Origin of the sequence: Ectothiorhodosinus mongolicus (assembly GCF_022406875.1) — a bacterium.
Classification (GTDB): Bacteria; Pseudomonadota; Gammaproteobacteria; order Ectothiorhodospirales; family Ectothiorhodospiraceae; genus Ectothiorhodospira; species Ectothiorhodospira mongolica.
Genome location: NZ_CP023018.1, coordinates 726,534 through 750,204 on the forward strand (window position 1 = coordinate 726,534; position 23,671 = coordinate 750,204).

The window sequence follows — 23,671 nt, forward strand, 5'->3', positions numbered from 1 at the left end:
CGTATTCAAAATCTGCCTAAGTCACACACAACTATGCAATGCCCTATATACCCCTTCACTTCTTGGAAACGAAGATTCACCCATTTCTGATTCATAAATCCTCATGGACCAGGCAAATCGTAGAAGCGCTTCTTAAGCAAATCACCCAGAAATTGGCTTTCAAGCTTTCGTACAATCGCATCACTCGCCCCAGCATTACCGTAGGGATTTTCTACTGTCGATAACTTAGTCTGAAATTCGGCCGAGAAAATATGATCAAGTGCCACGCGAATGGATTTACGATTTGGCTCGCTATCAATGACGCTTGCCGCTTTAATCCGTCCTCGCTGCCGATCACCGATATTAATCGTGCCTTTTTTGAAGCTTGGTACCTCCGCAAGCCCACTGGAAGAGTTACCCACAACGCCATCAACATGCTGAATACAGGACAAATAACGCAGCTGTCCGAGTGAGGTATAGGCTCGGGCGTTCGAATGTTGCAAACAGAAATCCTTAATCTTCTGGAAAAGCACTCGTCCCTCGGTATCCGCATTCGGCATGGTGAAGATCAGGCCAACGTCTTCCAACTCCGCCAGCGCCGCGAGGATTTCTTGCATCTGATCAGCACTCGTATTGTGCTCTAGGGTTACCGGATGAAAGGTAATCAAAAGATTGCGCGACAAAAACTTGAAATCCAAATCGGCTTCTAGCTCCTCGCGGGTCAGCAGCTTCAATCGCAGAATATTATCGATACCCAGCCCGCCGACATTAAATACCCGATCTGGATGTTCGCCCAGCTGAATTACGTGCCGACGGTACTCTTCCGCCGCAACAAAATGCAGGTGCGACATCTTGGTGATGCTGTGACGAATGGCCTCATCAAAGGCCCCTTCCGTCGTCTCACCACCATGTAAATGTGCGATAGGGATGCGAGCAATCATCGCTGCTGATGCTGCAGCAAAGATCTCGTAACGATCACCCAGCACCAACATCAGATCGGGCTGCAGATCTGCCAATGCGTCAGCGAAACCGATCATGCCAAGCCCCATAGATTTAGCCACACCGATAGGCGTATCGGAACTCAGCAACATCTCTACCTTACGATCAATCTTGAACCCATCGGCTTCAATTGCATTAACCGTCATCCCGAACTCCGGCGAGAGATGCATGCCGGTCGCCACGAGCTGTAATTCCAATACGCGCGACTGGCGGATACCTTCCATCACCCAACGCAACAAACCATATTCGGCGCGAGTGCCCGTAACAACGCATATTTTTTTCATAGCGTGATCAACTCATCTGCTAGAAAATCACGCAATGCCGTTCGTCCGATCACCTCATCCCAGCGCATCGGAGAAACCCCCATTCCAGGGCGCTTGGTTGTGACATTATCAGGTGTAAAGACCTCACCCTCTTGGATCGCCCTCGCAGCCACCAGCGACTTGCGCGCAATCGGCTTGTTCTTCAGTTCACTCGGACTAGGGCGCTTGATTCCATCACCCATTGCTTGCTCAATATTACGGATCGCGCTCACCATCGCAGCGAACTCGTCGGGCTCTAAACTGGCCATGTGATCGGGGCCGGGCAGATTACGGTCGAGCGTAAGATGTTTTTCGATCACCGTTGCACCCAGCGCCACGGCGGCAATCGGCACTTCAATGCCCGCCGTATGGTCTGAATAACCAACCTCGACACCAAAGGCATCGCGGATGCTGCACATGGCGCGCAGGTTCACATCCTGCATGGGCGTTGGATACTCGGTATTGCAGTGCAAAACCGTAATGCATGAACGCGGCGTTCCAGCACTCTCTAAGACATCAAGCGCAGCTTCAATCTCACCAAGAGTAGCCATCCCCGTGGAAATGATTACAGATTTTCCAAATGCACCCACATGCCGCAGATAGGGCAAGTTTGTAATCTCACCAGAGGGTATTTTGAAGCGATCCAAGCCGGCCAAAGACAGATAATTCAGGCTCTCAATGTCAAATCCGGTTGAGAAGAAGTCGATATTTTTTGAGTGACAATAAGAAATTAAGTCTTGATGCATTTGCGGGCTTAACTCTAGCTTTTTCAGCATCGCAAATTGCGATTGCGTATCACCGATAGCCTGTGCTTGATACTCTGCCTTAGGCGCATTTTGCGTAACGAGACGGTCCGCACTAAAGGTCTGGAACTTGACCAAATCTGCGCCCGCCGCTACAGCGGCATCAACCAGCTTTTTAGCCAGAGCAAAATCCCCGTTATGGTTCACTCCAGCTTCGGCGATGATCAATGTACGTCGGCTCATTTTTTTACGACGCCCCCATCAGGAACATTTGACAGCACAACTTGTCCCGCCCCAATAATCGCATGTGCGCCAATGCGAATACCCTCTCTAAGAATCGCACCACTTCCAATAAAACAGCCGTTGCCAATTTGAACGTCGCCATTCACGCGCGCTCCAGTCGATATATGGCAGTGATCACCAATAATCACATCATGTTCGATCAGCGCCTGGCTATTGACGATGCAATTAACACCAATCTTGGCATTTGCATTCACTACACACCCATGCATCAAAACTGTGCCTTCGCCCAGAGTGGCATGCTTGGATTGAATGGCATACGGCGACCTGATCACAGGCAACTCAGTCCCAATGGTCTTGAGCTGTTCGTATAAAAGCATGCGGCTTTCAGGAGTGCGGATTTGACCAACCGTAATCAAGGCTTTTGAAGTTTGAGCAAGCAAGATCGGGAGATCATCATCGGATCCAACAATCGGGTAGCCCATGACGGATAGCGATTGTTCTTCTGAAGGCTGAACAATTCCGGCAACGCGATATAAGCCCTCGGCTTCAATGACATCAATACATGAGTGACAATGGCCACCGCCGCCAATCAGCAAGAGCGATGTCATGCTAGCCCCGCACTACTCGGAATATTAATCAGGCGTCGGGCAAGCGACTCCGCAACCGACAGCGGCGCACGCGGACACTGTTGATAAGGCGGAAGTTGGTGCAACAGCCCCCACGCAGGCCGGGTCATCAGGCCTGCATCGTTTGTTGCCGTCAAAACCGCATCACGCTGATCCGCGACCGCTTCATCCAATAGAAGAGTCTGCAGCCAATAATTACTGCGACAATCCTTCGGCTCACGCATCAACCGAACCGACTCCACACCTCGGAAAGCTTCTGCATATCTCTCAGCCAAACGCCGCTTAGACGCCAGAAAGCTCGGCAACTGTTCAAACTGGGCACACCCAAGCGCAGCATTTAGATTCGGCATACGGAAGTTATAACCAATTTCATCATGCACATAGTCCCAGCGATGCGGCTGTTTTGCTGTTGTGGTGAGATGTTTGGCGTGATCCGCAAGACGCTCATCATTCGTCAGAATCGCGCCGCCACCACCCGTCGTGATCACTTTATTTCCGTTAAAACTCAGGGCGCCAAGCTCCCCGAATGCGCCAGTGTGCTGTCCCTGATAGTAACTACCCAAGGATTCCGCAGCATCTTCAACAAGGGCAAGCCGATAGTCATGCGCAATCGTAAGAAGCCCTTCCAGATCACAAGGGTGGCCAAAGGTATGCATAGGCACGATTGCGCGAATCGGACAACCTGTATGACGATTGCGACTCCCAGCCGCCGTCGGCTCGGCAACATGCTTCAGCCAGTCTTTCAGCGCAGCAGGATCCATCCCTAGCGTATCTTCAGCGCTATCGACGAAATGGGGCGTCGCACCAAGGTAATGCACGGCGTTAGCCGTAGCGACGAATGTCAGTGTCGGCACAATCACTTCATCACCCGCCTGCACGCCAGCCAACTGCAAGGCCACCTGCAAAGCAGCCGTGCCATTCACAACGGCTACCGCACGACGCGCTCCCGTAAAAGCTGCCAGCTCTTGTTCGAACCGATCAACATATCGCCCCACGGAAGATACGAAAGTCGAAGTAATGCATTCTTGCACATAGGCCTGTTCATTGCCCTGGAAACGGGGTTCGTGCAGCACGCACGAGCCATCTCCCAAAACCGAACGCAGCGCTTGGATGACGCTCTGTTCCAAAGAGGTTTTCATTGCTGTTGCGACGTCTTGTTGCATCAAATGTTGTAGATATCCGCTTTGTAGCCGCGCAGATTCTCAGGATTTACAAACCACTCCGCGGTTTCCGCGAGCCCACGCTTAAAACCATCCCGTCCCGCATACTGCGGCGACCAGCCAAACAACTCGCGAGCCTTATTATTATCGGCCCAAAGCCGCTCAACTTCTGAGTTGCCTGGGCGTAGTCGGGTTTCTTCGGTGATAATTTCAATTTCTATACCCATCGCTTCAGCAATCAGCTGGGCTGTATCACCGATAGAAATCTCAAAATTGCTACCGAAATTGATCACTTCGCCGCAGCCGGCTTCACTATTCAATGCGACAATAAACCCAGCAACCGTGTCCTTAACGTAGTTAAAGTCACGCGTTGGAGAAACTGCACCCAGCTTGATCTGTCGCGTGCCGCTCGCAATTTGAGTAATGATGGTGGGAATCACTGCTCGAGCAGACTGGCGCGGCCCATAGGTATTGAAAGGCCGAGCAATCACAACCGGCAAATCAAATGACGCATAGAAGGCATGTGCCAGCTGATCAGCTGCAATCTTAGTGGCTGAGTAAGGCGACTGCCCCTGAAGAGGATGGGCCTCAGTAATGGGCACAAACTGCGCTGTACCGTACACCTCACTGGTTGACGTATGGACCACCCTTCGCACACCAAGCTCACGAGCGGCCTGAAGCACGTTCAAAGTACCCTTGATATTGGTATCAACATACGTATCAGGTGAGTGGTAAGAGTATGGAATTGCAATGAGCGCAGCCAAATGCAAGGCCGCATGGCAACCTTTCATTGCCTCTTTAACTCCATAAGGATCGCGAATATCTCCCGCGAAGACCTCGAATTTTCCTTTGACATCGGGCGAACAATGATCCAACCAACCCCAACTATTAAAGGAGTTGTAGAGAACAAAGGCTTTGACTTCATGCCCTGCACGCACAAGCGCTTCTGTGAGGTGAGAACCGATGAATCCGTCAGCACCAGTGACCAAAACAGTGGATTTAGTGGACATGTTTTTTGTTCGTTTGCATTAGTGATTAGCTGCCATCGCCCGAAACCGCGCGTTGGTGTGGGTCAGTTCGTCGAAAGCCCCCTGCGCTTTCAACTCGCCCTTCTCCAGCAGGAAGATGGTGTCACAGGATTTCACAGTGCTAAGGCGATGCGCAATCAGGATGATAGTGATTTCATGGCCTAGGTTGTGCACCGCTTCCATCACCGCCTGTTCGGTGAGGTTGTCGAGCGCACTGGTGGCTTCATCCAGAATCAACACCTGCGGGTTGTCGTACAGCGCTCTGGCAATGCCGATGCGCTGGCGCTGCCCGCCCGAAAGGCGCACACCGCGCTCGCCCACCGTAGTCTGGTACTGTTGCGGCAATTCGTTGGCAACGAACTCATGCAAGTTAGCAATCTTTGCGGCGCGCTCCACGGCGGCTTGGTCGATGTCTTTTTCTTGTAGGCCAAAGGCGATGTTGGCGGCCACCGTGTCGTCGGCCAGATAAATCTGCTGCGGCACATAACCAATGGCGCGCTGCCAGGCGCGTCGGTTGTGTTCGGTGATGGCTTGGCCGTCGACGGCTAGCGTGCCTTCTTGCGCTTCGAGCAGGCCCAGGATCAAATCCACCGTAGTGGTTTTGCCACTACCGGTGGCGCCGACCAAGCCCACCGTGCTTTTGGCGGGGATGGTGAGGCTGAGGTTCTTTAGCGCCGGCTGCGGGGCATTGGGGTAACAGAACTGAATCTGGTTCAGGGTGATGGCTTCTTTCAGCGCAATGGCGTCTTGGCTGGGGTTGGCATAGGCGGGTTGCAGGCTCATGAGATCGGCATGCAGGGCATCGAGCGCCGGGCCGGCAAAGCGCAGTTGCGTGACCGCGCCATAGATCTGCTGCAGGGCGGGCATCAGGCGATAGCCGGCAAAGGCATAGAGCGCGATGATAGGCAGGGCACTGGCAAAACTGCCGCTTTGCGCCATCAAATACAACACCACCAGCAGCATGCCGCCAAAGGCGATGGCTTCCAGGGCAAAGCGCGGCAGTTGGCTGATGACCTGCGCCGTGGCCTGGTGGCGTGCGAAGGTTTGTGCGGGGCCTGCAAAGCGTTTGATATACGCTTGTTCCAGCCCGCCGACCTTGACTTCTTTGGAGGCGCCGAAGGCTTCGCTCACCGCGGTGAAGCGCCTCTGGTTGGCTTTGACGCGTTCCTTACCGATGCGCCCGAGCAAACCGCGGGTGGCTTTGAAGATGAGCGCATAGGCGGTGGCCAGCGTCAGGCCGACGATGAGCGCGAGTTTGGGGTCGATCAGGATCAAGAGCGTGAGCAGTGCAATAGCGATTGCGCCGTGGGCGATGAGGTTCATCATCGGTGTCATGCCGCCACTGATTACTTGGCCCACCTCTGAGAGTATGGATTTGCCCAGATCGGCGCTGTGGCGGCTGAGAAACCAACTATAGGGCTGGTGCAGATAGCCTTCCACCAAGCGCATGCTGATGCTGTAGTTCCGCATTTGCACAAAGCGGAGCTTGGCATAAGTCGTCAGGGCCTTGAACGCCAGTGAGACCACCAACAGCACGAACACCAACATGCCGAGCGCAAACAGGAACTGCTCGGTGGTGTTGATGCCAAGATGGTGGCTGGCGGCTTGGTAGACGGCGTTCAGCATGGCGTTGGTTTGGATGATCTCGGGGTTCGCCAGCACCGCCATGAACGGCATGATCGACGCCACGCCGATCATATCCAGCAGCGCCATGGTCAGGATCATGCCCAGCAGCAAGCCCGCGCGCTTGCGCTCGTGCTTGGTGAGGAGGTCGAGAAGCTTTTTGATCATAAATGGGGACGGATTTATTTAAAGGTGCCGATCAATTGCATGTGGCTGAGTACACTCAGCGTTTTTCCGGATGTTCTTCAATGAATTGGCGTAGCGCGGCATTGATCCGCGTTTGATAGTGCGAGCCGCGTGATTTGAACCAGGCGAGCAGATCGGCATCAAGCCGCAGTGTGACCTGTTGCTTGATGGGGCGGTAAAACTTGCCACGCTCGGCTCCGGTCCAGTCGGTTATTTCCGGCTGTTCTTTGGTGTCGATGTCATCTTCGGACTTATCCATCAACGCCCGTAGCTCATCGGCTTGCTGTTTAGTGATTTTGTTCGTCATAACTGTGGGCAGATGCATTTAAGCGCGCGACGCAGAGAATGGAGCTCGGATTAGGCGAGACCTAACTCTGCGTGCGAGCCAATTCGAACAAGCTGCAAGGTCTGTTGATCCGGTTTGCGATAGATGAGCACAAGGTCGGGCTTGATGTGGCAGTCACGTTGGTCTTTCCAGTCACCCGTTAGCCCATGATCACGAAATGACTCAGGCAGAGGCAAATCTCTGGCCAAGATTTCGATAATCTTCACAAAACCATCTTGAAGATCTTGTTTATGCTTGCCCTTGGCTTCCCGCTTGAGATCTCGCTTAAATCGTGAGGTCTGTTTAATTGTTCTCATCGAGGACAGTTTGCAACTGTTCCAGCGTCACGGTTTGAGCCTCGCCCTCGCGCGCAGCCCGCATAGCTGCAATCGTTTTTTCATTCGGCGCCAGTGGCTCAAACGGCAAGGCATGCTCGCGCGCAATCCGCGTCATCATCATGCGAAAGGCATCTGATACCGTAAGCCCCATCGCATCAAGCACGGCAGCCGCTTCGTTCTTGACCTCTTCACTGATTCGAGCGCGCACAACGGTGTTCATGATGTTCTCCTAGCCACCAAGTTTGTAGCTACATTGTAGCCCAAAAAAGCTACACAACAAAATTGGGGACAGATTTATTTAATGCGTGCCGATGTTTGTCGATCAGGCTACCCGGCGGTCTGGCTCGACAGAAAGCCGCATGCCAACTGTTTTTAATACTGCCAACAAGGTTTTGAGTGTTGGGTTGCCCTTGGGTGATAGCGCGCGATACAGGGACTCTCGGCTGATTCCGGCATCGGCCGCAACCGCAGCCATACCGCCATAAGCCTCGGCTACGGTGCGCAACGCCAATAGGCCTGCAGCACGGTCTTCAGGATCCTCTGCGGAAAATAAATCTGTCCCCATTTTGGGGTTAATTCCAGGGGTTCAGCATCGCGAGTGCTTCGATACTGTCAAAATCCGCAATATTGCGGGTCGCCAAGGTCAACCTATGCGTTATGGCGATGGCAGCAATCTGGGCATCTTCCACCGAGATCGGTTTGCCCATGTGCGTTCTTGCGGCGACAATTTGCCCGTAATAACTCGCGGCTGTCGCATCAAAGGACAGGCACCGGTTCGCAAAATCTTCATGAAACAGTGCTTCTGCCTTGGACTGCAGCACTTTTTTTCTGCGCCCTTCGGGCAACAGTGCAATACCTAGCTCAATCTCGGCGCGAGTAATGGCAGATATCCAAATTGCGTCGCTGGGGTGTCCGTCTAACCAAGAGACAACGTTCGGATGGGGAACTTGGCGCATGAGCTCGGACAGGACATTAGTATCCAGCAAGATCAACTTGGCTCATCCCAATCAATGGGTGGGCGCGGCTGGCTGCGTTCGGGTAGCGGTAAATCACCTGCTACATCACTAAACCGACTCACAATCCGGCTGCCAAGCCCGTACTCCGATGCAGGTTTCGCTAACTCCTGACGCAGAATGCAGCGTACCTCTTCTTCCATGGAGCGACCATGTTCGGCTGCGCGCAGACGCAAATGCATTTTCAGAGTTTCATCAAAATTACGAATGGTCAGCGTTGCCATGAAACACCTCCGCGCACTCATATGACAGCATTGCTAGCATAGCATAAATTGGGGACGGATTTATCTAATGCGTTTAATGCGTTTAATGCGGTGCGGTGCGGTGCGGAAAATAAATCTGTCCCCATTTTTAGTGGTGGGGAAAATAAATCTGTCCCGGTTTTTAGAGAGCCAGTTGTGCGAGATGTGAGCTTGGGTTTCGCGAGAACTGGGGGAAATGCTCGGGGGTAATAATGATGCGGAGTGCTTTTGGCACCTGTTGGCAAAAGGCCGCGAGGCCCTTGCTGGATTTCTTTCGGCCCGACTTCACTTCAATAGCATAGAGTTGTTCGTGATCCTCATAGACGAAGTCGACCTCGGCATCGCGTTCCCGCCAATAAAATAGTTCACCGGGAAGCTGCGCGAGCTCGGCGCCCACCGCCAGCTCAAATAAGCGCCCCCGTTGTTCGGGATCTGCATCACTGGATGCTGGACGATTCATGCTGAAAAGTGCAGGACAGGCGGGCAAGAGCTTGGGGCTTGATGCCCGAGTCTTCCACGCTTTGGGAGAATACTTTTGCAGACTATGCAGTAAAAATGCCTTGGCATAGAGCGATAAGTAGTGCTTCACCAAATCAGTGTTGCCTTGGTCTTGCAGTTGACCGAGCAGTTTGGTGTAACTGATTTCTTGTGCCGGGTAACGGCATGCGATTTCGAAGGCCTGGCGAAACAATGCGGGCTTGGCAATGCGTTGATTCTGAAGAATATCCTTGCCGATGACGGCCTCGACAATCGATTCTTTCATGTAGGCATACCAGCGCTTTCTATCGGGCTCTAGGGCTACTGCACCCGGGTAGCCGCCATAGATCAGGTATCGCTGAAGGTCGTAGCCAAATGCTGCTTGGAGTTCTGCGTAGGTCCAATGATGGGCCACGATGCGTTCAAACCGACCTGCTAGGCTCTCTGTCAGGCCAGTATTAATGTCGAGCGCGCTGGAATCCAGCAGTAATACCTTGAGCGCCCCAGAGTTGCTGTGCGCCTGCTGATCCCAAAGCGCCTTGATGGTTTCCGACCAATTGGGGACTTTTTGAATCTCATCAATAACCAGAAGAGTGCCGTCGCCTTTGAGCTTTGCCTCTTGCCATTGTTCGATCAGCCAGCTGCGATCAGCGACCAGTAGATCATCGGCATTGGCATAGTGCGCGGTGATTTGGGTGTGTTCGATGAGTTGCAGCACACCTGTGGTTTTGCCTACCTGGCGAGGCCCGATAAGAATCTGGATCAGCTGCTTTGGTTCTTGAAAGCGCTTGGCGAGTTCAGCAACAAAGGCGCGTTGAAAGGGCTTTTCCATAATGTTTTCGCATTTTGCTAGACGCGACTAGTTATTTTACTAGATCCGTCTAGCAAATTGCTATAAATGGGGACAGATTTATTTAATGCGGTGCGGAAAATAAATCTGTCCCGGTTTTGTAGGTGTTGGCGAGGCCTTGTTGGAGGCTGACTTGGGGGTGCCAGCCGAGGCTGTTGAGGCGCTGGCTGTCCATGAGCTTGCGCGGGCTACCGTCGGGTTTGCTGGGGTCGAATTCGATGGCGCCGGTGTAGCCGACCGTGTCTTTGATGAGCTCTGCTAGATCTTTGATGGTGATGTCTTGGCCGCTGCCGACGTTGATGTGGCTGCACATGGGCTGGGTGTGCTGCGCGTAGGTGTCTTTGTCGAGGTTCATCACGTGCACCGACGCGCGGGCCATGTCATCGACGTAGAGGAATTCGCGCTTGGGGGTGCCCGTGCCCCAGATCGTGACGCTGGGGGCGTTGCTGATCTTGGCTTCGTGGAATCTTCTGATGAGCGCGGGGATGACGTGGCTGTTTTTCGGGTGATAGTTGTCGCCGGGGCCGTAGAGGTTGGTGGGCATGACGCTGCGGTAGTCGATGCCGTGTGTGGCGCTGTATTGGCGGTTATAGCTTTCACAGAGCTTGATGCCGGCGATTTTGGCGATGGCATAGGGCTCGTTGGTGGGCTCCAGGGTGCCGGTGAGCAGGGCGTCTTCGCTCATGGGCTGGCTGGCGTGTTTGGGGTAGATGCAGCTGGAGCCGAGGAAGAGGAGCTTTTTCGTGCCATGTGTGAAGGCGGCGTGGATGACGTTGGCCTCGATCATCAGATTTTCGTAGATAAACTGCGCCGGGTAGGTGTTGTTGGCATGGATGCCGCCGACTCTGGCCGCGGCGAGATAGACCTGGTCGGGCTTTTCTTTTTTGAAGAATTCTTGGACAGCGGCTTGGTTGGTGAGATCGAGCTCGCTGTGGGTGCGTGTGATGAGGTTGAGTGCTTGGCCGGACTGCTTGGCCTGCTCTTCGAGCACCCTGAGGATGGCCGCGCCCACCATGCCCCTGTGACCAGCGACGTATAAATTGGGGACGGATTTATTTTTTTGCATCCTGCGGGTCATCTCGTCTGTCGAAAAATAAATCTGTCCCGGTTTCTTCTAGCGTGGCTTCGAGGTCGCGGATTTCGGTCTCGATGGTTTGGTATTCGGCGCGCTTGCGGGCGAGGAATTCTCGGGTGAGCTGCGCCTTGTTGGCGATGCCTTGGGGCGTCAGTTGGTACAAGTAGCGATCTTTGCGGCCGCTTTCGAGGAAGTTTTTGGTCTTCACCCAGCCCTTGGCGATTAGGGCCTTGAGGCAGTAATTAGTCAGGCCCAGGGAGATGCCCATGCGCAAGGCGAGCTCGCGCTGGCTGATTTGCGGCTCGTCTTTGAGCACTTGCAACAGCCTAAATTGGATTTCTTCGCGTTGGGTCATGTCATATTAGCCCCGGGCTTTGGAGCCGCTCGGTGCTTTGAGGCCTTCGAAGGGCATCCCGGCTTTGGGGCCTTTGGAGATCCCCCGGGCTTTGGAGCCGCTCGGGCTTTTTGAGCAGATCGGCCTTTTGGGGGCGCCGCAGGTGTCGTCAGGCACGCTACCGCCGGAACGTTTAGCCTTGGCGGCCCGCCCGGAGTCGGATGCGTCTTACCGTGACGCTACAGTTCACTGTATGAACTGTAAACCAAATTGTAGCTGGTTTACTTCGTCTCAAACAGGGGTTCGGTCAATTTTTTAATAAATCCGTCCCCTTTTTAAATAAATCTGTCCCCATTTTTGGGCGGCCGGGGCGGCGGCTTTCGATGCGCAGGCCGGTGATTTGCTCGACTTCGTCGACGAAGCGCTGGTTGCCGGTGAGCTGGCCCCGCTGTAGCGCCCCGCGCATGAGCGCTAGGTCTTTCTCTGGCACGCCTTCCTCGACGAATCGGGTGTAGAGGACGCGACGTTGGGCTTCGGTGTCCCCGAGGGCGATGTAGGCCGGATCAAGATCGATCCAGCGCTGCGTCTGGCCGAGGCGCTGGCCGTAACTGGACCATGGGTAGGCGCCCGCGGATGGCACCATGTGGGCGCGCACCGGATTGAGCTCGATGTAGCGCGTGCAAGCGAGCAGATACGAATCTGTTTGCACGGGGCTTGACTTGTAGCGGCCTTCCCAGAGCGTGCCAGAGCGCTCCTCGAGGCGATTGCGATAGCGCGTGGCACGGGCGGCCAGGGACTTCATGAGCCAGCCCATCGCATCGACTTTGTCGCTGGGTCCAAGCAACAAGTGCACGTGATTGGTCATCAGGCAATAGGCGTAGACGCGAACCTCGAGCTCTTCGCTGAGTTCGCGCAGATTGGTGAGGTATCGCGCGTAGTCGCTCTGTTCGGCGAATACGACTTGGCGGTTGTGGCCGCGTTGCACCACGTGATGTGGCATGTTGGGTACTACTACTCGCGCCGTCCTGGGCATGGCAGTCCTCCTTGACTGAAAATAAATCTGTCCCGGATTTTTATAGCATCCTTGGGCGGCGATTTAAATGGGGACAGTCCCTATTTTCCTATTTTCACGGCTACCTCGGTGATACCCGCAAAATCTCGGTCATGGGTGACTAGTGCTGCAGATTGGCTGACGATGGCAGTCGCTACCTGAACGGCATCGGGCAGCTTGAGACCGAAGCGCGCTCTGACTCTGGCTGCAATCAAGGCGACCTCTGCATTCATCTCTTGCACCTGCCAATTGTCACCGGCGACGCCAGGTCGATCATGTCCACTCATCCCGGCAATCCGAGTTGGTGCGCCCCACATCATCACCCCATAGGCCGGCTCCGCTTCCGATCAGATCGATGAGGCTGACGCCTCGCTTCTCATGGAGGCGTCTATCTAAAGGCACCAATGCCGCGTAGGGAACACCGCGTTTCTTAATAATGGATGCCTTGCCCGCATGCGCCCGGTCCAACAACTCTGGTAGACGTCTTCTCGCTTCTTTCGCGTCCAATTCGAGCATGGTTGTCTCCACTTCTGATCTTTACAGTACTTACTGTAGAGGAGCCATGTTTGCTTTTAAATGGAGACATCTTAGAGAATTTAATGCGGGCTGGAGCGGTGTATAAACCGCCGAAACAGCTGTTGACGTGACCAGAGCAAAATAGTCGATAGCATGATATCATCCTACTGTAAATGGCAATTTATCGGAGGTTTGCGATGGCCCAAGTGATTGTCAGAAATTTGGATAATGATCTTAAAGATGCGCTCAAGCGCCGCGCTCAACGCCATGGCTGCAGTATGGAAGAGGAAGTGCGTCAGATTCTGCGCCGCGCTGTGAACGAGGAAACGCCGCAAACCACAGGCAATCTTGGCTCACGCATAGCCCAGCGGTTTGCTGGTATCGGTCTGGAAGCTTCCTTGCCGGAACTGCATGGGCAAGGGATTGAGCCCATGGGTTTTGATCGATGATTCTTCTTGATACCAATGTACTTTCGGCACTGATGCAGCGCGATCCCGACCCCTCGGTGCTCGCGTGGCTGAATGAGCAGCCTGCCGAGAGAGTTTGGATTACGAGCATCACGGTTTTTGAAGCGCGATATGGAATTGAAGTACTGGCCGACGGTCAGCGCAAAACCGAATTAGCGCAGCGCTTCGATGGGTTGCTGCAGCAGGATCTTGAAAACCGCATCGCTGTTTTTGATCCCCGTGCAGCGGCGTATTCAGCACTTTTGGCCGCTGAGCGAAAGTCCCGCGGTCGACCTGTGGATATCCGCGACACAATGATTGCTGGGATCGCCATCGCGAGGGGCGCCACGCTGGCTACCCGCAATCTAAAGCATTTTGAAGACTTGCCCACTCCAGTGGTTAGCCCCTGGGCTTGACTAAAAAACATCGAAGAGGGAGTCTCCTTTCTTATGCTGAATATGGATTTAAGTCGGTCGGTGGTGGTGGAGACGGCGGCAATGCCCTGGAGTGGCAGCCGCGCCGATGGTGTGGTGCGCAAGCCGCTCGAGCGCGAGGACGCCGAATCTGGCCGCGCGACCAGCATCGTGCAGTTCGAGCCTGGCGCTGCTTTCCCACCGCATACACATACTTTGGGTGAAGAGATCTTGGTGCTGGATGGCGTATTTTCCGATGAGACGGGTGACTACCCCGCAGGCACCTATCTGCGCAACCCGCCCGGGTCTCGCCACGCGCCGCATTCCGACGCGGGCTGCACCTTATTCGTGAAACTCGAGCATTTTGCGCCCGGTGATCTCGAGAGGGTCGTCATCGATACGCGCGCCGCAGAGTTCCAGCCGGGCATTGGCGGTTTGCGCGTGCTGCATCTGCATAGCTTCGAGACGCAGCATACGGCGCTGGTGCATTGGCCGGCTGCGGAGCAGTTTCAGCCGCATCAGCATTGGGGCGGCGAGGAGATCTTCGTGTTATCCGGCGAGTTCATCGACGAACATGGCCGCTACCCTGCCGGAACGTGGATTCGCAATCCGCACCACAGCCAGCACACCCCTTGGGTCGAGCAGGAAACCCTGATCTACGTGAAGACTGGCCACCTCTAAAACCGGGACAGATTTATTTTTTGGCGCCAGAAAATAAATCTGTCCCCATTTTGGTTTCTTTGGCGACGCGGAAGGCGTCGACGCCGGCGGGGACGCCACAGTAGACAGCGCCTTGGAGCAGGACTTCTTGGATTTCGGTGTCGCTGGCGCCGTTGTTTCTGGCGCCGATGATGTGGGCTTTGAGCTCGTGGGGTTTGCCTAGGGCCATGAGCATGGCGATGTTGATGAGGCTGCGGGTCTTGCGGTCCAGACCGGGGCGATTCCAGATGCCGTCCCAGCAGATGTCGGTGACCAATTCCTGCATCGCCCAGGTGAAGTCATCAGCATTATTCAGAGCGCGATCGACGTATTCATCGCCCAGCACTTCGCGGCGGGTTTTCAGGCCTTTTTCATTCAGGGGATTTCTCATGCAATCAGGCTCCAAGAAAGGGGAGAGAAGTGCTTAGCGGGGTGCGTCTCTACAGTCCGAGGTAGCCGCCCCCCCCCCTCAAGCAGCGGGCGAAAAATAAATCCGTCCCCAATTTTAAAAAATAAATCTGTCCCGGGTTTTAGAGGGTGAATTCGGTGCTGCAGTAGGGGCAGATGATTTTGCCGTCGGGGGTGTCTTCGATGGGCAGGTAGACGCGGGGGTGGGAGGCCCAGAGGGCGGTGCCGGGCATGGGGCAGTGCAGCGGCAGGTCTTGTTTGGTGACCTTGATTTTGGGGGCCTGGTTTGCCACAGCATGGGCCATCGGGTCTTTTCCGGTATTGGGGCTGGGCATAAAAACTCTCCTCAAACTTTCGGTGAACCGACCGCCGCGGGTTACTGCAAACTAACCGCGGATCACTCCACGGCGGCGAGCGGCTTTCGAATCAAACGTAGGTCAACCAGTCGCTGTGGGCGGTTTTGCCTTTGACGACGTCGAAGTACAGGCTTTGCAGCTGCTCGGTGATAGGCCCGCGGCTACCCGAGCCGATCTTGCGGCCATCGAGTTCGCGGATGGGCGTGACTTCGGCGGCGGTGCCAGTGAAAAAGGCTTCATCCGCGACATAGACTTCATCGCGGGTGATGGTCTTCTCTTTGACGGTGTAGCCGCATTCATCCGCCAGCTGTATCACCGTGCGGCGGGTGATGCCGTCCAAAGCGGATGTCAGTGATGGCGTGTAGATCACGCCATCTTGCACCATGAAGAAGTTCTCGCCACTGCCCTCGGCGACAAAGCCTTGCGCATCGAGTAACAGCGCTTCATCACAGCCGCAGGCCAGTGCTTCTTGCAGGGCCATCATCGAGTTCATGTAATTGCCATTGGCTTTGGCGCGGCACATCACGGCATTGACGTGGTGGCGGGTATAGGAGCTGGTGCGGATGCGGATGCCGCGGGTCATGTTCTCAGCGCCGAGGTAGGCGCCCCACTCCCAGGCCGCGACGATCACATGCACCTTGAGGTTATCGGCGCGCAGGCCCATGCCCTCGGAGCCATAGAAGCACATGGGGCGGATGTAGGCGCTGTCGAGGCCGTTTTCCCGGACCGCCGCCGCTTGCGCTTGATTCAGCTCTTCGGCGCTGTAGGGGATTGGCATATTGAGAATTTGCGCGGAACGAAACAGGCGCTGCGTGTGTTCTTTGAGGCGAAAAATGGCCGTGCCCTGAGCGGCATGATAGGCGCGCACGCCTTCAAAAACGCCCATGCCGTAATGCAGGGTATGGGTTAACACATGGGTGTTGGCTTCGCGCCAGGGCACCATCTTGCCGTCGTACCAGATCACACCATCGCGGTCAGCCATGCTGGGCATTGATTGTTCCTCTTGCGCCTTACATCATCAGTTGTTGCCACAGAGCCTGGACCCGCTCGCGCGCTTCCAGCCATTGCCCGGCAGGGATTCGCGCTGATTGTTCCTGCAAGCTCAGCTCATGTATTCGGTCGCGGAACATGCGGTAGGTGTCCATGAGAAAGACCGCGTCTTCCTTAGGCAGCAGACCGGTGTCGATGAGCGACTCGAGAATGCGAATATTATCCGGGTAGGTGCACAGCTCTGGGTATTGTCCGCTGTGCGCCAGAACCAGATATTGCACCATAAATTCGATGTCTGCGATACCACCGGGATCTTTCTTGAGGTCAAACCACTCAGGATCGCGGCTGGCCAGCTCCTGCCACATCTTCTCGCGCATCTCTCGGACTTCGGTTTTTAAGGTCGGTTGCTCGCGGTCTTTGGTGAGCACACCGCGGCGCAGCCCTTGAAATTGTTCAGCGATACTGAGGTCTCCGGCCACGGGCCTGGCGCGCACCAGAGCTTGGTGTTCCCAGGTCCAGGCAGAGTGGTGTTGGTATTCCTCAAAAGCCTTAACGCTGGAGACCAAGAGCCCGGAGGCGCCGCTGGGGCGCAAGCGGGTGTCGACTTCATAGAGGCGACCTGCCGGAGTGAAGGTGCCGAGGAAATGCAGGATTTTTTGCCCGAGGCGGGCGAAGAAATCGCCGTTTTCCAGCGGCCGTTCCTCACCATCGGTGACGGCGTTCTCACCCTCGCTGTCATGCAAAAACACGATATCCAGATCGGAGCCATAGCCCAGCTCTAGGCCGCCGAGCTTGCCGTAGCCGACGATGGCAAAGCCGGGGGTCTTGGTCTTGCCATTCACGGTGCATTGCGGTTTGCCGTGCTTTTCGATGAGCTGCTGCATCACGACCTTAAGGACCTGTTCGAGCACGACCTCGGCGATCCACGTGAGGTGGTCACTGACTTTCATCACCGGCAGGACATCCATAATGTCGGCGGCGGCGACTTTTAATACTTGCACCTGCTTGAATAGGCGCAGCCGATCCATGATTTGTTCGGTGTCATCGCGCGGCACTTGGATGAGCTCTTCTCTGAGCGCCTCCATCAGGCCCTGTTTGTCTGGCGGGGCGTACAGGCTGCGCGGATCGAGAAGCTCGTCGAGCAGCAAGGGATAGCGAGTGAGGTGTTCGGCAATGAATGGACTGGCATCGCACAGGCGGGCCAGCTGCGAGAGGGCCAGGGGGTTTTCTACCAAAAGGGAGAGATACACCGAGCGCCGGGCGATGGTTTGCACCAGCTTCAAAAGCCGCATCAGGGTGTCGTCGGTGTGTTCCAAGCCATTCAAAACACCCAACAGCAGCGGCATGAGCTTATCTAAACGCTCGCGGCCAGTGGCGGTGAGTGAGCGGCAGGTGCTGGACTCGCGCAGATCGTTGATCCGGTTGAGCGCCTCTTCGGTTTCATTGACGCCCAGTTGTTTGAGGACTGTTTTGGCTTTTTCCGCATCGAGCTTGCCGGCCCATAGGGCGGTGAGATCGCGCTGCGCTTCGGGCTGCTCGGTCTCTTCGGCGTCGATGTCGCGCTGCGGGGCGGCGAACACTTGTTGAAATTGCTCATGCACATGGCGCATGTGCTTCTCTAGGACATGGCTGAAGTCTGACCAGCTGTCAAAGCCCATCGCGCAGGCGAGGCGAGCCTGGCCTTCGGGGTCACTGGGCAAGGCATGGGTTTGTTGGTCGGCCCACATCTGCAGGCGGTTTTCGGTGAGGCGCAAAAAGCGATAGGCCTCGAGCAGCTGTTGCACCGCGAAATCCGGCAGGATGTCGATCTCGCCCAGCTTGACGTCTTGTTCTTTGCCTTTGCGCACGGCTTCGCGATTAATCAGGGCTTTCATGTCGCGCAGCGAGGCAAAGGCGCCATAGTCGAGATAACGCCGGTAAACAAACGGTTGGAGCATGGCGTGCAGGGTCTCAGCCGGGGCGCGATCGCCGGCCACGGCGCGGGCTTTGATCATGGCATAGCGCTCCCACTCGCGGCCGTGGGTCTCGTAGTAGTCCTCGAAGGCATCAAAGCTCATGACCAAGGGCCCGGCGTCACCAAAGGGCCTGAGGCGCATATCGACGCGAAAAACAAAGCCGTCGGCGGTTTTTTCATCCAGGGCTTTGATCAGCCGCTGGCCGAGACGGGTGAAGAATTGCTGGTTGTCCAAGCAGCGTTCGCCATCGGTTTGGCCGCTGTACGGGTAGGTGAAGATCAGATCGATATCCGAGGAGAAATTGAGCTCACGACCGCCGAGCTTGCCCATGCCCAGCACCAGCAGTTGTTGCACTTGGCCTTCATGGCTGCGCGGGTGGCCGTGTTTGCCGATCAGGTCTTTTTGTAGCCATTCCAGGGCGCTGTCGATCAGCGCTTCGGCCAGCGTCGTGGTGTCGGTGAGTGTCTCGCTGAGGGCGGCGTAGGCCGGTTTGGGGTTTTTAGTGGGCTCAGCAGGATGGGGGTTGATCAGGTCTCGCCAGGCGATGCGGATCATCTCGCGGTGGCGCCAGTAGCGCAGGCTTTGGCTGAGTTCGACGTCATTGGGGCATTGGCGGATGGCTTCGTGGATGCGCGTAGTCATCTCGCCGTCGATGTAGGGGCGATCTAGGTCTCCACTGGCCAGCAAGTCACTGAATAGCTGGGGTTTGCGGATGGCGGTGCGCGCCACGAAATCGCTTAAGTACCAGATGCGGGCGGTGGCTGCGGGCAGCTCCACCGGCGCCAGTTCGTGGGCTTGGCAGGCGGCTGCGAAATCCTCGCCGAGGCGCGCTAGCGCAGCGTGCGCGTGATCGGGAACTGAGCTGAGATCAAGGTTGGCCGGCATGGCGCGTAGCATACCAAAAACGGGGACAGACCCCTTTTTCGCGCTAAAACCCGGGACAGACCCCTTTTTTGCGAGCAAAAAAGGGGTCTGTCCCGGGTTTTAGGGGTTTTTATTGAAATGACAATCGTTCTCGTTTAGAGTTGGGTCCCGTCCACCCCAAAGAGGAGTGAGTTTATGGTGTCGCTGTCTCGTATGGCGTTGGCTTTGGCGCTGCCTTTGGCTTTGGCCGGCTTCCCGGCGGTGAGCTTGGCTCAGGGCGAGGTGAATGTGTACTCGGCGCGCCAAGAGGCGTTAATCAAGCCGCTGATGGATGATTTCACCGCGCAGACGGGGATTCGCGTGAACATCGTCAGTGCCCGCGCCGATGCGCTGCTGCAGCGTCTTTTGAGTGAAGGCCGCAATACGCCGGCGGATGTGTTGATCACCGTGGATGCCGGCAACTTGAATAATGCCAAACAAAACGGCGTCTTAGCGGCCATCGATTCCGAAGTCTTGAACGCGGCTGTGCCGGAGGCTTTGCGCGATGCCGAGGGGCATTGGTATGGGCTTTCGATGCGCGCCCGGCCGATTCTCTACAACCGCGACCGAGTCGATCCCGCCACCCTATCCGATTACGAAGCCTTAACCGATGCGCAGTGGCGCGGCCGCATTTGCATTCGCTCCTCCAGCAATGTGTATAACCAGTCCATGACCGCTTCCATGATCATCGCCAACGGCGTTGAAGCGACGGAAACCTGGGCACGCGGCTTGGTGGCCAATCTGGCACGTCCGCCGCGCGGTGGCGATCGCGATCAGATTCGCGCTGCCGCAGCGGGTCAGTGTGACATTGCGATTGCCAATACTTATTATATCGGCCTGATGCTCAACGGTGAGGGCGCAGACCTCGAAGCCGCACGGGCTTTGGGGGTGCACTGGCCCAATCAAGAGGGTCGGGGCGTGCATGTCAATGTCAGTGGCGCCGGCGTCATCACCCACAGCCGTAACAAGGACAATGCCGTGAAACTGCTGGAATTTTTGGTCAGCGACAGCGCCCAGCGCTGGTATGCGGAAATCAACCAGGAATACCCGGTTAAAGAGGGTGTCGCCTGGAGTGAGACTCTGCAAAGCTTTGGCAGCTTCAAAGCCGATTCCGTCAATCTCGGTTCATTGGGGAATTACAATGCCGAAGCGGTGCGCTTGATGGATCGCGCTGGGTGGCAGTAACCCAAACGCCTCATTCGCAGGACCTGCGCGGCGCCCCTCTTGGGGCGCTTGCGCGTTTGCGTATCCGCCGCCCTGATGCCTGGGGCGTCAGCACGCTGCTCATCGCTGCCATTTTAGCCTTGCCGGTGTTGGTGATTTTCGCGCATGTGTTTATCCCCGCCTCGGAGGTGTGGATGCATTTGCGGGCCACGGTGCTCGCCGATTACGTTTTGAACTCACTGATCCTGCTCATTGGCGTAGGCATCGGCGTGTTACTGATCGGCGTGCCCACGGCTTGGCTGGTGAGCATGTGTGATTTTCCGGGGCGGCGGGTCTTTGAATGGGCGCTGCTGCTGCCGCTGGCGATGCCAGCCTACATCATTGCTTACACCTACACGGGCATGCTGGATTTTGCCGGGCCGGTGCAAACCGCTTTAAGAGACTTCACCGGCTGGGGCTGGGGGGACTATTGGTTCCCGGAAGTCCGCTCCATCCCCGGGGCCATCACCATGCTCACCTTGGTGCTTTATCCCTATGTATACCTGCTCTCGCGGGCGGCATTTTTAGAACAAAGCGTTTGCGTTTTGGAGGTCTCGCGCACCCTGGGCTCGGGACCTTGGTTGGGTTTTCGGCGCGTCGCCCTGCCCTTGGCGCGCCCCGCCATTATCACCGGTTTGACCCTAGCACTGATGGAGACCTTGGCGGATTACGGCACGGTGGAATACTTCGGCATCCCGACCTTCACCACCGGCATTTTTCGCACCTGGTTTGGCCTGGGCGACCCGGGAGCGGCCGCGCAATTAGCGGCGTTGATGATGACTTTTGTCTTGGTGTTGATTGTGCTGGAGCGCTACTCGCGGCGCCGGGCGCGTTTTCACCACACCAGTGCGCGCTATTCGAAACTGCCGCGTTATGAGCTGCGGGGCGGCATGGCTGCCGCGGCGATGGCGGCCTGCGGCTTGCCGATTGTGCTGGGTTTTCTCATCCCCTCGGGGCAGCTGTTGCAATGGGCGATGGCGACCACGGATATGTGGCTGCGCCCGGAGTTTTTGCGCTTGGTGTGGAACAGCATTTCCCTAGCAGCGATTGCCGCGGTGCTCGCGGTGCTGCTGTCATTAATCATGGCCTACGGCAAGCGCTTATCGCCCTCGGGTCCCACCAATGCAGCGGTGCGCATCGCCAGCATGGGTTATGCCATCCCCGGCACGGTGATCGCTGTGGGCATCATGCTGCCGTTTGCCTTTATCGATAACAGCATCGATAGCTTCATGCGCGAGCGCTTTGATCTTTCCACGGGCCTGATTCTCTCGGGGACCTTGGTGGCTTTGGTGTTTGCTTATTGCGTGCGCTTCATGGCGGTATCACTCAATACCGTCGATGCGGGCCTGGCGAAAATCAAACCCTCCATGGATGATGCCGCGCGCTCTTTGGGCATGTCCCCGGGCCGGGTGTTAAGACAGGTGCACATGCCGATAATGCGCGGCAGTTTGCTCACAGCGCTGTTGTTGGTTTTCGTGGATGTCTTGAAAGAACTGCCGGCGACCCTGATACTGCGTCCGTTTAACTTCAACACCTTGGCGGTGCGCGCATTCGAGCTGGCCTCGGATGAGCGACTGGCGGATTCTGCCAGCGCCGCCCTGGCCATCGTGCTGGTTGGCATCATCCCGGTGATTCTGATCAGCCGCAGTATCAGTCGATCGCGACCCGGACATGATCAAACACCTTGAGCTGGACAAAGTGAGTGTGGGCTACGACAGCACGGTCGTGGTCCATGACATCTCATTTGCCCTCAATGCCGGGGTTATTGGCTGTCTGTTGGGCCCCAGTGGCTGTGGCAAGACCACGTTATTAAGGGCCATCGCTGGCTTCGAGCCCATTTGCGGTGGCCGCATCCTGCTCGAGGGCCACGAAGTCAGTCGCCCCGGGCGCCATCAGCCGCCAGAGAAACGTCAGGTGGGCATGGTGTTTCAGGACTTCGCGCTATTCCCGCATTTAAGCGTTGCCGAGAACATCGCCTTTGGCATCCGCCATCAGTCCGCCCCTCGGCGGCGGGCACGAGTGCAGGAATTATTAAAAATGATTGATATGGCGGGGCGCGGTGATGTTTACCCGCATACCCTGTCCGGCGGCCAACAACAGCGCATTGCCGTAGCCCGGGCCATGGCGCCTCGGCCGCGCGTGCTGCTGCTCGATGAGCCTTTCTCCAATATGGATGTTGAGCTGCGCGAGGGTCTGGCGCGGGAAGTGCGCAGCATTTTGAAAAATGAAGACATCACCGCCATGCTGGTGACGCACGACCAAAACGAAGCGTTTGCTTTCGCTGACCGCATCGCCGTTTTGAACGACGGGCGCATGCTGCAATGGGATACGGCTTATAACCTGTATCACAAGCCGGCGGCGCGGTTTGTGGCTGACTTCATCGGTCAGGGGCGCATCCTGCCGGGCACAGTGCTTAATGATCATGAGGTGGAGACTGAGCTGGGCATCATTATTGGCCGCGTTCCGGGGCATTGCGAGCGCGGCACGCCGGTGGATGTTTTGGTGCGCCCGGACGACATCCTTCCCGATGACAACAGCACGGTATATGGCGAAGTGCTGGACAAAGCCTTTCGCGGCGCCAGCTTTTTGTACACCTTGAGACTGGCCTCGGGAACCCAGGTGATTTGCCTGTCACCCTCGCATTACAACTTCGCTTTGGGCGAGCGCATCCCACTAAAATTGGCCTTTACCCATCTGGTGATTTTCGAAAAACGCCATAGCGGTGAAAAAACTTTAAAAATGGGCTTTTAAATTCTGCTGTGATCGGTACAATGCCGCTCTTTCCTCAAGGGGGGTGCGCCATGAATCACAGCAACCTGAACCCGAGCTTTGGCATCATTGCCAAAGCCCTGTCTGACAACCATTGGCAGATGGCCCGTGCGCGATTTATGAAGCTGGAGCGCGATGCTCAGCTGCGCACTCTGGAAAGTCTGGATCTCTCTGATGCCCTGCGCTTGGCCACCAGCTTGCCGACCTTGAGCGTTGCCCGCTTGGTGGGGGATACCTCCAAAAGTTTGGGCCGGGCAATTGTGCAGGCGCTGCCCGCCGGTAAGCGTCAAACCGTGATGGTGATTCTTTCGCATCGCCGTTCCCCTAGCCGCCAGCCGCTGCGCCACGCCCAAGTCTGATCCGCATCACTTTGTGGCCCCCCGACTTGAACCTTCGGGGGTAAAGCGGCGACCATAAAA

The 23,671-nt window shown here is 56.1% G+C and carries 29 protein-coding genes; 7 read left to right on the top strand and 22 right to left on the bottom strand.

The window, feature by feature from the left end:
* Window positions 1-101 precede the first annotated feature (101 nt).
* The 18 genes from neuC to CKX93_RS03325 all read right to left on the bottom strand — a co-directional run bounded on the left by neuC (window position 102) and on the right by CKX93_RS03325 (window position 13,110).
* A complete protein-coding gene (gene neuC, locus CKX93_RS03240) occupies window positions 102-1,262 on the bottom strand; it encodes a UDP-N-acetylglucosamine 2-epimerase (RefSeq protein ID WP_076755294.1) in 1,161 nt (386 codons plus the stop codon).
* A complete protein-coding gene (gene neuB, locus CKX93_RS03245) occupies window positions 1,259-2,266 on the bottom strand; it encodes an N-acetylneuraminate synthase (protein ID WP_076755295.1) in 1,008 nt (335 codons plus the stop codon). The genes neuC and neuB overlap by 4 nt, the downstream gene beginning before the upstream one ends.
* Window positions 2,263-2,874: an acetyltransferase gene (locus tag CKX93_RS03250; protein WP_076755296.1), complete on the bottom strand. Its 612-nt coding sequence runs from the start codon at window positions 2,872-2,874 to the stop codon at window positions 2,263-2,265. The genes neuB and CKX93_RS03250 overlap by 4 nt, the downstream gene beginning before the upstream one ends.
* Window positions 2,871-4,055 (bottom strand): LegC family aminotransferase, encoded by a 1,185-nt coding sequence (locus CKX93_RS03255; protein ID WP_234982798.1) that lies wholly within the window; start codon window positions 4,053-4,055, stop codon window positions 2,871-2,873. Before CKX93_RS03255 ends, CKX93_RS03250 begins: the two co-directional genes overlap by 4 nt.
* On the bottom strand, window positions 4,055-5,062 hold the full coding sequence (locus CKX93_RS03260; protein WP_076755298.1) for an NAD-dependent 4,6-dehydratase LegB: 1,008 nt from the start codon (window positions 5,060-5,062) through the stop codon (window positions 4,055-4,057). The genes CKX93_RS03255 and CKX93_RS03260 overlap by 1 nt, the downstream gene beginning before the upstream one ends.
* A gap of 18 nt (window positions 5,063-5,080) precedes the next feature.
* Window positions 5,081-6,871 (bottom strand): ABC transporter ATP-binding protein, encoded by a 1,791-nt coding sequence (locus CKX93_RS03265; protein ID WP_234982799.1) that lies wholly within the window; start codon window positions 6,869-6,871, stop codon window positions 5,081-5,083.
* Window positions 6,872-6,926: 55 nt separating this feature from the next.
* Complete coding sequence (locus CKX93_RS03270; RefSeq protein WP_076755893.1) at window positions 6,927-7,196, bottom strand: BrnA antitoxin family protein; 270 nt, start codon at window positions 7,194-7,196, stop codon at window positions 6,927-6,929.
* Window positions 7,197-7,246: 50 nt separating this feature from the next.
* Complete coding sequence (locus tag CKX93_RS03275) at window positions 7,247-7,531, bottom strand: type II toxin-antitoxin system YafQ family toxin (protein WP_076755299.1); 285 nt, start codon at window positions 7,529-7,531, stop codon at window positions 7,247-7,249.
* Window positions 7,518-7,772, bottom strand: a complete 255-nt coding sequence (locus tag CKX93_RS03280; RefSeq protein ID WP_076755300.1) for a type II toxin-antitoxin system RelB/DinJ family antitoxin — start codon at window positions 7,770-7,772, stop codon at window positions 7,518-7,520. Before CKX93_RS03280 ends, CKX93_RS03275 begins: the two co-directional genes overlap by 14 nt.
* A 102-nt stretch (window positions 7,773-7,874) precedes the next feature.
* Window positions 7,875-8,117 carry an addiction module antidote protein gene (locus CKX93_RS03285; protein WP_084178638.1) on the bottom strand — a complete coding sequence of 81 codons (243 nt, stop codon included), beginning with the start codon at window positions 8,115-8,117 and terminating at the stop codon, window positions 7,875-7,877.
* 7 nt (window positions 8,118-8,124) lie between these two features.
* The gene (locus CKX93_RS03290) at window positions 8,125-8,544 is read right to left on the bottom strand and encodes a type II toxin-antitoxin system VapC family toxin (protein WP_076755301.1); all 420 of its coding nucleotides are present in this window, start codon (window positions 8,542-8,544) and stop codon (window positions 8,125-8,127) included.
* A complete protein-coding gene (locus CKX93_RS03295; protein WP_076755302.1) occupies window positions 8,541-8,789 on the bottom strand; it encodes a FitA-like ribbon-helix-helix domain-containing protein in 249 nt (82 codons plus the stop codon). Before CKX93_RS03295 ends, CKX93_RS03290 begins: the two co-directional genes overlap by 4 nt.
* Before the next feature lie 160 nt (window positions 8,790-8,949).
* Window positions 8,950-10,116 (bottom strand): ATP-binding protein, encoded by a 1,167-nt coding sequence (locus CKX93_RS03300; RefSeq protein ID WP_076755303.1) that lies wholly within the window; start codon window positions 10,114-10,116, stop codon window positions 8,950-8,952.
* An 82-nt stretch (window positions 10,117-10,198) separates the two neighbouring features.
* Entirely contained in the window at window positions 10,199-11,200 is a 1,002-nt protein-coding gene (fcl, locus tag CKX93_RS03305; RefSeq protein WP_076755304.1) for a GDP-L-fucose synthase, read from the bottom strand.
* The gene (locus tag CKX93_RS03310) at window positions 11,187-11,564 is read right to left on the bottom strand and encodes a MarR family EPS-associated transcriptional regulator (RefSeq protein WP_076755305.1); all 378 of its coding nucleotides are present in this window, start codon (window positions 11,562-11,564) and stop codon (window positions 11,187-11,189) included. Before CKX93_RS03310 ends, fcl begins: the two co-directional genes overlap by 14 nt.
* A 286-nt stretch (window positions 11,565-11,850) precedes the next feature.
* Window positions 11,851-12,543: a transposase gene (locus CKX93_RS03315; protein ID WP_240076663.1), complete on the bottom strand. Its 693-nt coding sequence runs from the start codon at window positions 12,541-12,543 to the stop codon at window positions 11,851-11,853.
* A gap of 113 nt (window positions 12,544-12,656) precedes the next feature.
* Window positions 12,657-12,881, bottom strand: a complete 225-nt coding sequence (locus CKX93_RS03320; RefSeq protein ID WP_076755307.1) for a type II toxin-antitoxin system VapC family toxin — start codon at window positions 12,879-12,881, stop codon at window positions 12,657-12,659.
* Window positions 12,868-13,110: a type II toxin-antitoxin system Phd/YefM family antitoxin gene (locus tag CKX93_RS03325; protein ID WP_076755308.1), complete on the bottom strand. Its 243-nt coding sequence runs from the start codon at window positions 13,108-13,110 to the stop codon at window positions 12,868-12,870. Before CKX93_RS03325 ends, CKX93_RS03320 begins: the two co-directional genes overlap by 14 nt.
* 197 nt (window positions 13,111-13,307) lie before the next feature.
* Between CKX93_RS03325 and CKX93_RS03330 the strand changes: the two genes are divergently transcribed.
* From CKX93_RS03330 to CKX93_RS03340, 3 genes are read left to right on the top strand one after another with little or no spacing between them, the layout of a single operon-like run.
* Window positions 13,308-13,559: a FitA-like ribbon-helix-helix domain-containing protein gene (locus CKX93_RS03330; RefSeq protein WP_200799814.1), complete on the top strand. Its 252-nt coding sequence runs from the start codon at window positions 13,308-13,310 to the stop codon at window positions 13,557-13,559.
* Window positions 13,556-13,972, top strand: a complete 417-nt coding sequence (locus CKX93_RS03335; protein WP_076755309.1) for a type II toxin-antitoxin system VapC family toxin — start codon at window positions 13,556-13,558, stop codon at window positions 13,970-13,972. Before CKX93_RS03330 ends, CKX93_RS03335 begins: the two co-directional genes overlap by 4 nt.
* A gap of 33 nt (window positions 13,973-14,005) precedes the next feature.
* Window positions 14,006-14,650 carry a cupin domain-containing protein gene (locus CKX93_RS03340; RefSeq protein ID WP_076755310.1) on the top strand — a complete coding sequence of 215 codons (645 nt, stop codon included), beginning with the start codon at window positions 14,006-14,008 and terminating at the stop codon, window positions 14,648-14,650.
* A gap of 13 nt (window positions 14,651-14,663) precedes the next feature.
* Here CKX93_RS03340 and CKX93_RS03345 read toward each other — a convergent pair whose 3' ends face one another.
* From CKX93_RS03345 to glnE, 4 genes are all read right to left on the bottom strand, one after another.
* Window positions 14,664-15,059, bottom strand: a complete 396-nt coding sequence (locus tag CKX93_RS03345) for a carboxymuconolactone decarboxylase family protein (RefSeq protein ID WP_076755311.1) — start codon at window positions 15,057-15,059, stop codon at window positions 14,664-14,666.
* 139 nt (window positions 15,060-15,198) lie between these two features.
* Window positions 15,199-15,411 (bottom strand): zinc-finger domain-containing protein, encoded by a 213-nt coding sequence (locus CKX93_RS03350; RefSeq protein WP_076755312.1) that lies wholly within the window; start codon window positions 15,409-15,411, stop codon window positions 15,199-15,201.
* Window positions 15,412-15,502: 91 nt separating this feature from the next.
* The gene (locus tag CKX93_RS03355; protein WP_076755313.1) at window positions 15,503-16,423 is read right to left on the bottom strand and encodes a branched-chain amino acid transaminase; all 921 of its coding nucleotides are present in this window, start codon (window positions 16,421-16,423) and stop codon (window positions 15,503-15,505) included.
* A gap of 19 nt (window positions 16,424-16,442) precedes the next feature.
* Window positions 16,443-19,262, bottom strand: coding sequence for a bifunctional [glutamate--ammonia ligase]-adenylyl-L-tyrosine phosphorylase/[glutamate--ammonia-ligase] adenylyltransferase (gene glnE, locus CKX93_RS03360; protein ID WP_076755895.1), 2,820 nt, complete (start codon window positions 19,260-19,262; stop codon window positions 16,443-16,445).
* A gap of 174 nt (window positions 19,263-19,436) precedes the next feature.
* Between glnE and CKX93_RS03365 the strand changes: the two genes are divergently transcribed.
* From CKX93_RS03365 to CKX93_RS03380, 4 genes are read left to right on the top strand one after another with little or no spacing between them, the layout of a single operon-like run.
* The gene (locus CKX93_RS03365; RefSeq protein WP_076755314.1) at window positions 19,437-20,465 is read left to right on the top strand and encodes a Fe(3+) ABC transporter substrate-binding protein; all 1,029 of its coding nucleotides are present in this window, start codon (window positions 19,437-19,439) and stop codon (window positions 20,463-20,465) included.
* A 56-nt stretch (window positions 20,466-20,521) separates the two neighbouring features.
* The gene (locus CKX93_RS03370; protein ID WP_076755896.1) at window positions 20,522-22,171 is read left to right on the top strand and encodes an ABC transporter permease; all 1,650 of its coding nucleotides are present in this window, start codon (window positions 20,522-20,524) and stop codon (window positions 22,169-22,171) included.
* Window positions 22,155-23,234: an ABC transporter ATP-binding protein gene (locus CKX93_RS03375; RefSeq protein WP_076755315.1), complete on the top strand. Its 1,080-nt coding sequence runs from the start codon at window positions 22,155-22,157 to the stop codon at window positions 23,232-23,234. The genes CKX93_RS03370 and CKX93_RS03375 overlap by 17 nt, the downstream gene beginning before the upstream one ends.
* A gap of 50 nt (window positions 23,235-23,284) precedes the next feature.
* The gene (locus tag CKX93_RS03380) at window positions 23,285-23,611 is read left to right on the top strand and encodes a hypothetical protein (protein WP_076755316.1); all 327 of its coding nucleotides are present in this window, start codon (window positions 23,285-23,287) and stop codon (window positions 23,609-23,611) included.
* The last annotated feature ends 60 nt before the right edge of the window (window positions 23,612-23,671 follow it).